Annotated in this window: 7 protein-coding genes; 6 read left to right on the plus strand and 1 reads right to left on the minus strand. The window is 47.0% G+C overall.

Translation table 11 applies throughout. From position 1 onward, the window contains the following. Positions 1-182 precede the first annotated feature (182 nt). Together prfA and prmC are read left to right on the plus strand one after the other, a co-directional pair. A complete protein-coding gene (prfA, locus tag ACI35L_RS10915; protein ID WP_049669300.1) occupies positions 183-1,256 on the plus strand; it encodes a peptide chain release factor 1 in 1,074 nt (357 codons plus the stop codon). Then, on the plus strand, positions 1,256-2,116 hold the full coding sequence (gene prmC / locus ACI35L_RS10920) for a peptide chain release factor N(5)-glutamine methyltransferase (protein ID WP_439802896.1): 861 nt from the start codon (positions 1,256-1,258) through the stop codon (positions 2,114-2,116). The genes prfA and prmC overlap by 1 nt, the downstream gene beginning before the upstream one ends. Before the next feature lie 10 nt (positions 2,117-2,126). Here prmC and ACI35L_RS10925 read toward each other — a convergent pair whose 3' ends face one another. Further along, the gene (locus ACI35L_RS10925; RefSeq protein ID WP_439802890.1) at positions 2,127-2,501 is read right to left on the minus strand and encodes a DUF2500 domain-containing protein; all 375 of its coding nucleotides are present in this window, start codon (positions 2,499-2,501) and stop codon (positions 2,127-2,129) included. 127 nt (positions 2,502-2,628) lie between these two features. Here ACI35L_RS10925 and spoIIR point away from each other — a divergent pair, with 127 nt between their 5' ends. The 4 genes from spoIIR to ACI35L_RS10945 all read left to right on the plus strand — a co-directional run bounded on the left by spoIIR (position 2,629) and on the right by ACI35L_RS10945 (position 5,738). Then, entirely contained in the window at positions 2,629-3,393 is a 765-nt protein-coding gene (gene spoIIR / locus ACI35L_RS10930) for a stage II sporulation protein R (RefSeq protein WP_439802891.1), read from the plus strand. Between the two features lie 74 nt (positions 3,394-3,467). Continuing rightward, positions 3,468-3,896 (plus strand): GNAT family N-acetyltransferase, encoded by a 429-nt coding sequence (locus tag ACI35L_RS10935; RefSeq protein ID WP_197089882.1) that lies wholly within the window; start codon positions 3,468-3,470, stop codon positions 3,894-3,896. 171 nt (positions 3,897-4,067) lie between these two features. Continuing rightward, positions 4,068-5,114: an L-threonylcarbamoyladenylate synthase gene (locus ACI35L_RS10940; protein WP_439802892.1), complete on the plus strand. Its 1,047-nt coding sequence runs from the start codon at positions 4,068-4,070 to the stop codon at positions 5,112-5,114. Between the two features lie 63 nt (positions 5,115-5,177). Continuing rightward, on the plus strand, positions 5,178-5,738 hold the full coding sequence (locus tag ACI35L_RS10945; protein ID WP_049669306.1) for a manganese efflux pump MntP: 561 nt from the start codon (positions 5,178-5,180) through the stop codon (positions 5,736-5,738). Positions 5,739-6,021 lie beyond the last annotated feature (283 nt).

The following is a 6,021-nucleotide window of genomic DNA, read 5'->3' on the forward strand; positions in this document are numbered from 1 at the left end:
TCCGTAAAAGCCCGATTGGTTCAACTAACCATCAGTGGTGAGGACCCAACTGATGGAAGTTTCACTGTATAGTCTGCGGATGTGAGTTTTCTTATTTGCTGGGTTGTATGGTACAATAGATAATTGAATTAGATGGCGGTATAAGCGCCGAGATAGCTAAACCTGTTAATGAGGTGAATGAATTGATCGATCGATTACAAGCGGTTGAAGACCGATATGAAAGATTAAATGAATTATTAAGTGACCCTGATATCGTTAATGATACAAATAAGCTCCGCGAATATTCTAAAGAGCAATCTGATATTCAGGACACCGTTTTTGCTTATAGAGAATATAAAGAGGTCCGCTCTCAGTATCAAGATGCAAAAGCGATGCTTGAGGAGAAGCTGGATGCAGACATGCGTGAAATGGTGAAGGAGGAAGTGGACGAGCTTAGCAGCCAGATGACAGAGCTTGAAGAGAAGCTTCGTATCCTCCTCATTCCGAAGGACCCGAATGATGACAAGAACGTTATCATGGAAATCCGCGGTGCAGCTGGCGGGGATGAAGCGGCCTTGTTCGCGGGCAGTCTTTATCGCATGTACAGCCGTTATGCAGAAGCACAAGGGTGGAAGATTGATGTCATGGATTCCAATCCAACCGGACTTGGCGGCTATAAAGAAATCATCTTCATGATCAACGGAAATGGCGCCTACTCTAAGATGAAATTCGAGAATGGTGCTCACCGTGTACAGCGTGTTCCTGAGACTGAATCAGGCGGCCGGATTCATACATCTACAGCGACAGTAGCCTGCCTCCCGGAAGCGGAAGAGGTTGAAGTTGAGGTTCATGATAAGGATATTCGTGTAGATACATTCGCATCAAGCGGCCCTGGCGGACAAAGTGTTAACACGACAATGTCAGCCGTGCGTTTGACACATATGCCAACTGGAATCGTTGTATCCTGCCAGGATGAGAAATCCCAGATCAAGAATAAGGAAAAAGCGATGAAGGTCCTTCGTGCGCGTATTTATGATAAGTTCCAGCAAGAGGCACAGGCAGAATATGATAAAACCCGTAAGAGTGCTGTTGGAACAGGTGACCGTTCTGAGCGGATCCGTACCTACAACTTCCCGCAAAACCGTGTGACTGACCACCGCATTGGTCTCACGATTCAAAAGCTTGACCAGATCATGGAAGGTAAGCTGGATGAAGTCATTGATGCCCTCATTATGGCTGACCAAGCAAGCCGTCTTGAGAATGCGGAGCAAGAATGATGAAGATTTATGAAGCTCTTAAATGGGCTTCTTCTTTTTTACGGGAAAAAGGAAGGGACGAAAATGCCGGCGAATGGCTCTTGATGGCGCAGCTTGGGAAAACACGTGCCCAAATGCTGGCATCCATGCAGGATGAGCTGCCGGCGGATACCGCTGCGAAATTCAAGGATTCTGTGCATAAGCATGGAGTAGAGGCTGTTCCTATTCAGCACATCATTGGGTCAGAGGAATTCTACGGACGGACCTTTGCGGTGAATGGCGATTGTCTCATTCCGCGCCCGGAAACAGAAGAGCTTATCTACCATACAATAGAAAAAATGAAGCGATTATTTGGCAGGGAACAAGCATTAACGCTCGCTGATATCGGTACCGGGAGCGGCATCATTGCCGTTACGATGGCGTGTGAGCTTCCAGGTCTGTCTGTCTTGGCGGTGGATTTATCGGATAAGGCTATTGAGGTGGCGAGGAAGAATGCAGCCGAGCATGAGGCAGAGATTACATTCAAACAGGGCAATCTTCTTGATCCACTCATAGAGGAGAGACGAAAGGTCGATATTCTCTTATCGAATCCTCCGTATATCCCGGAGAGCGACCGTGAGTGGATGTCTGAAGTTGTAACCCATCACGAGCCGTCCATGGCGCTGTTTGCAGGAGAAGACGGGCTTGATTGCTACCGCGAGCTTGCTGCAAAGATGCCGCAAGTACTCAATCGGCCGGCGTTAGTCGGATTCGAGGTCGGCGCTGGGCAGGCTGAGAGTGTAGCAGCCTTAATCCAGAAAGAGATACCTGAAGCTGAGGTAGACATTGTGTTTGATATTAATGGCAAGGATCGGATGGTATTTGCCGAGATAAAGGAATAGAGAGGGTGCCTTAGGCAATCCTCTCAAATCCTAAATAGCGGGTGCCCTGAAACTGAAGGGTACCGACATCTCCTTCAGCAAGCTGGCCAAACTCTCTCCCGCTTAAGCTAAACTCCATTCGATCCCCGCTTTCCACCTCAAAGGTGGCATAATACCAGGTGCTTTCAGAGCGTGTATTGGTCCGCTTCGTGACAACTTTAGCGACAACCGACAGCTTTGCTTGGGCATTGTTTCGATTCCATTGAATGATTCCGGAGATGATAACAAAGGCAAAAATGCCAATAATAATGATAAAAAAGATGACAAAGATAATAGGCAAGCCTGAATCGAATAAATCAAACGTATCAAAAAAGCCTGGCTCCTCTTCATAAATGAAATCTTCCATCCTATACATCCTCCTTTCTCCTCAAATCATAAAGGAAAAAATTGTCACACACAATAAAAATTAGATAATGATAGTTTAAGATAGAGCAATGCTGTCCACACTGTTTGTAAGTGAAAGGGCGGTGCTTATGATGATGAGAGGGAGAACGTATTTACCCTTACTATATATTCTATTGTTATCTATGGCGACAATGGCTGGTCTAATGACACCTAAATCAACGGAGACGAATGCAGAAGTTCAAGTCATTCCATCTGAGGCGATTCGGCTTCGAATCCTGGCAAACAGCAATCATGAATCAGACCAGGAATTGAAGCGGAAGATCAGAGATGAAGTAAATGCAGAAATCAACATCTGGGTGGCTGAACTGACAAGTATTGAGGAAGCACGTAAAATCATTTCCTCTCGTTTGGACGAGATTGAGGCGATTGCAATGGAAGTGATGGAGCGCGAGGGCAATGTGCAAAAGGTAGATGTCGAGTTCGGGAAAACGGTTTTCCCAACGAAGCTATACGGCCAATACTTATATCCTGCAGGTGAATATGAGGCAATCAAGATCACGCTTGGAGAGGGAGAAGGGGAGAACTGGTGGTGCGTGCTGTTCCCGCCGCTTTGTTTCCTTGACTTCAATAGCGGCACAGCCGTGAAGGCGCAAACGACCGAGGAGGAGGCTGCTAAACAACCGATTGATGAAGAGGTTTCAAAGGAGAAGACAGTTAATCAATCGATTGAACAGGAGAGTGAAAAGCCAGAAGCAGCACAGGCTGAAGTCATTAATCAATCGATTGATGAAGAGGAGTCAGCTGAGGAAACGAAGGTTGTCTATGAGGACCGGGATGAGGAACAGGTTGAGGTGAAGTTTTTCCTGAAGGAGATATTTGATTCTCTGTTTTAGTTCTATTCACTCTATCAATTCATATGTATGGAAGTAGAAATGATAGAGAGGGGACTGAAATAGGGATGTATTATATGGCCATCGCAAAGAATCAGGACATTGAGCTGGCAGTACGATTTATGGAACAGGCAGGAATGGAAGTGGCTGAAGAAGAGGTGGAGAGTGGGAAGTTCATTCTCTTGAAGGATGAAGACCACCTTATTAAAGGGATAATCGGACTGGAGTCTTGTGGTGAATACGGACTGCTCCGTTCCTTCCTTTTCCTGCCTGAGGCCCATGCGCAGGTACCAGCCTTATTTGAAGCCATGCTTGCCATCGCCCGCGAGCATGGTGTGGAACAGGTATTCCTTGTTTCGAATAAGCAACAGGCGAGAGCCTTTTTCGAGGCACTGCAATTTATGCCTTGCCAATGTGAGCAGCTTCCGGGCAAAGTGAAAGATTCGCCTGTTGTGGAAAAGGTGTGTACAATAAAGGATGTATACTTTATGAGCCGCCATTTATAGGAAGGATTTATCCACGGAAATAGTCAGACTTATTCACATTCTGTGGATAAGGTTGAATCTTCTGTAGGAAGTCCTTTATCTGTGGAAAGATAAATGGTAACTGATAGGGAAAAAACGTGATATTATAAGGCTTTTCAGCTTTGTAATTGGAATAGACAGTAGGTGTGATTGATGAGAACGAAAATTTGGAAAGTGGATAACATTGTGGATAACAACAAAATTTATCCACAGATTGTGGATGCTGCTGCCCTCTTACGTGATGGGGAGCTTATTGCCTTCCCAACGGAGACCGTGTATGGACTGGGAGCAAATGCTCTCAATGGCCAAGCGGTGGCGAATATCTATCAGGCGAAGGGAAGACCAAGCGATAATCCACTGATTGTCCACATTGGGCATAAGGAACAATTGAACGGTTTAGTTGAGGAAATTCCGGATGTAGCACATACATTGATATCAAGGTTCTGGCCTGGACCGCTTACCTTGATTTTCAAAAAGAAGGAAGGGGTATTCCCTGATACCGTTACAGCGGCCCTTGCAACGGTGGCCATTCGCATGCCGGACCATCCGCTTGCCCTTCAGCTCATTCGAGAATCAGGCTGCCCTGTTGCGGCACCGAGCGCCAACCTATCCGGAAAACCAAGTCCAACAACTGCTCAGCATGTGTATGAGGATCTGAACGGACGGATTGCCGGCATTGTTGACGGCGGAGCGACAGGCGTCGGTTTGGAATCGACCGTTTTGGATATTACAGGAGACGTACCGCTCATTCTTCGCCCAGGCGGTGTAACGATTGAGCAATTGCAGGAGATCATCGGCCATGTCGAGGTTGATAAAGGTTTGCTGAAGGAGAAGGAAGCGCCGAAAGCACCTGGCATGAAGTACAAGCATTATGCCCCGCAGGCACCGCTAACTCTCGTAGACGGAAGCCCGTCCTTCCTTCAATCCTTAGTGGATGAGAAGCGGGCAGAGGGACTTCGTGTAGGCATTTACACGGTTTCAGAGCATAAGCATTTGTATGAAGCGGATATCATTCTCGAGGGAGGAACGCTCAAGGACCTGCGAACGATCGCAGAGAATATGTACGGTGTCCTGCGAGAGTTTGACCATGAAGGGCCTGACGTCATTTTCGGCGAGGCTTACCCGCATGAAGGAATCGGCGAGGCCATCATGAATCGGCTGCTTAAGGCGGCGAGCGGAAGAATCATTAAAGAGGATTAAGTTCTAAACCTCCACGGACAGGCATATGCTTTTGAAGCAGGCTAGTCCCGGGAGGTTTTTCTTATGGATCATCAACATGTATCAGAGCTTTTTACGATGCTTATCATGGCCTTTGCGCTCGGTATGGATGCGTTCTCCATTGGTCTTGGAATGGGTTCCTTCAAGCTCCGCTTAAAATCCGTCGCTGCCATCGGCACGACAGTCGGGCTCTTCCATGTGTGGATGCCCTATTTAGGAATCCTATCAGGCGCATTTCTCTCTGGTCAATTTGGGACATTTGCCTCCTTTGTCGGAGCGGCCCTTCTCTTGTTTTTGGGTCTGCAAATGTTTCTCTCGGGCGTGCGGGGGAAGGAGGAGGCCGTCATCGCGCCGGTTGGGTTTGGGTTGATTCTATTTGCGGCAAGTGTCAGCCTCGACAGCTTTTCAGTCGGTCTATCTCTTGGCATGATTGGCGCCCAAGCCTTTATGGCGATCCTCTGCTTCGGAGTGGTTGCCTGTATCCTCACCATCGCCGGCTTGCTCCTCGGGAGGAAAGTACACTCCTTCATGGGGAAATACAGCTTCGTAATCGGAGGAAGCATTCTCTTCGCCTTTGGCATGAAAATATTGATGCAGTTATTATAATAGTAGAAATGAAGCGAGCAAAACGAAGCAGATGGAAAACCGCGGATGGTTTTCTGTCTGCTTTTTTTGATGTGGGGGGCAGTCTGGGTCTGTTTGGATAGCTTTTATGAATAATTTTCGCCGAAAAAGGCGTTCATTTCTTTCGGAAATAACATCAGCTTGTCTATTTTGACCTCTTGGGCATTGCTCAGAGGTGATTTTCTCATGTGATTTTCAGGATTTCTTACTTTAAGGGCGAACGCATAATATTATGGGCGAAAAGAATGGGGTTAGGGCGAAAATA

The organism is Pradoshia sp. (genome assembly GCF_051873915.1).
Taxonomy (GTDB): Bacteria; Bacillota; Bacilli; order Bacillales; family Pradoshiaceae; genus Pradoshia.